Origin of the sequence: Aeromicrobium sp. Leaf272, from assembly GCF_001422865.1 — a bacterium.
Lineage (GTDB): Bacteria > Actinomycetota > Actinomycetes > Propionibacteriales > Nocardioidaceae > Aeromicrobium.
Genome location: NZ_LMMY01000009.1, coordinates 659,760 through 661,492, shown reverse-complemented (window position 1 = coordinate 661,492; position 1,733 = coordinate 659,760). Strand labels below are relative to the sequence as shown.

Annotated in this window: 1 protein-coding gene; it reads right to left on the bottom strand. The window is 74.9% G+C overall.

Annotation, left to right across the window (positions count from 1 at the left end; genetic code table 11):
* Positions 1-1,733, bottom strand: a 1,733-nt coding sequence (locus ASF38_RS04840; protein ID WP_200914412.1) for a hypothetical protein, incomplete at both ends; no start/stop codon positions are given.

The following is a 1,733-nucleotide window of genomic DNA, read 5'->3' as shown; positions in this document are numbered from 1 at the left end:
CCTCGTCGCTGCCGGCGTCCTCGGTGAACTGGATCCCGATCTCCGTGGGCCGCTGGGTCGTGAACGTGCCGGCCACCTGCTGGGTGCCGCCGAGCGACAGTGCCAGGCGCGCCGCCTCGGGCGCGTGGTCGAAGCTGATGCCGAAGCGCTGCTCCCGGGGTGCGAGGTCCTGCGGCGCCTCGAGCGGGGCGTCGTCGAGCTCGACGTCGTCACCGGAGGCCACGGGCGTCTCGTCCGACGGCTCCGCCTGCTCGGGCACAATCGCACCGGTGACGGCCAGGGGCGCGGTGCCGCTCGAGGCGACCTCGAGCGCGGCGCCGCCGGAGGCCAGGACGACCGCGGCACGGAACTCGCGCGGGGCGTCGCTGGTGCGGGCGTCGAAGCCGAACCGGTAGCGGGTCGCGTCGCCGGGCAGTCCGACGACGGCCTGCAGGCTCAGGGGCAACGGCGTGCCCTCCGTGTCGGCGCGCAGCGTCGTGATGACCGGCGTGGTGCCCTCGAGAGTCACGCGGGCGAGCACGTCGGGCTTGCCGTCGCCGGTGACGTCGAGGTACTGCGGGACGCCGACGACGGCGGCGAACTCGCGGGCCCGCTGGGTGCCGTCGGGCTGGGCGAGCACGGCCCGCCAGCGGAATCGCGCCGCGTCGGCGAGGTCGGCCAGCGGGCTGCCGGCGGTGACGCCGTCGATCACGGCGTCGACCGTGTCGTCGAGCGGGTCACCGATCCGCCCGACCTCGTCCCCGAGGTCGCCCAGCTGCGCCGCGAGCTGCTCGAGCAGCGGGTCGACGGCTGCCCCGGAGTTCGGCAGGCTGCCGGTCAGCCCACCCACCGCGGTGCCGAGGTCGGCGACGACGCCGCCGAGCAGTCGGGTCAGACCGCCGATCAGACCGTGCTCCTTGGGTGCGGGCTCTGCGGCCGCATCGCCGACGTAGAGCTTGACGTCGTCGCGGGACGGGCCCCAGATCTCGGTTCCCGCGAAGACGGCAGCGACGGGCTCGACCCGGCTCTGTCCCTCGACGGTGACGGTGCGCTGGGCCACGCCCTCGGCGTCGGTGGTGGCGTCGGTGGTCTCGTCCCCGATCGACAGGGCGACGGGAAGGTCGGCCACGAGCTCGCCGGCACGGGCGCTGCCCGGGGTGACGTCGGTCAGGACCGCGGCGAGCGTCGCCTTCCTGCCGGGCTGCACGCGGGTGGTGCCGTCGTAGCGGAGCGCGGTGCTGCGACGGGCGACGGTCGTGCTGGTGGAGCCGTCGAGGCCGAGATAGGAGGCGTCGTCGGCCACCGAGGCAGAGACTTCGAGGGCGCCGCGCGGGAGGTCGGGCAGGTCCACGACCACGCTGCCGCGGCCCTGGGCGTCGGTCGTCACGGTCCGCTCGTCGTCGCCGACGGTCACCGTCACGGTGCGACCACCCAGCGCACGGTCGGTCACGCCGTTCGCCTGCACCGACGTCGTCACCGAGACGGCGAGGTCCTCGCCGCTCACCACGGACCCGGGAGCGCTCACCCGCACCGCGGCGCGGTTGCGCAGGGTGACCACGAGGTTGGAGGCCTGCACCTCGCTCTGGGCCGTGCAGCCCAGGTTCGCGAAGCCGGAACGTCGTGAGTCGCGGGTCCACGACTGCACCCGGTAGCTGCCGAGCGGCTGGCCGAGCGTGTCCCAAGTGCTGCTGAGCGCCCCGGACCCGTTCCGCGACGCCGTGTGCACCACCTGGCCGTCGGCCACCCGCGTGACG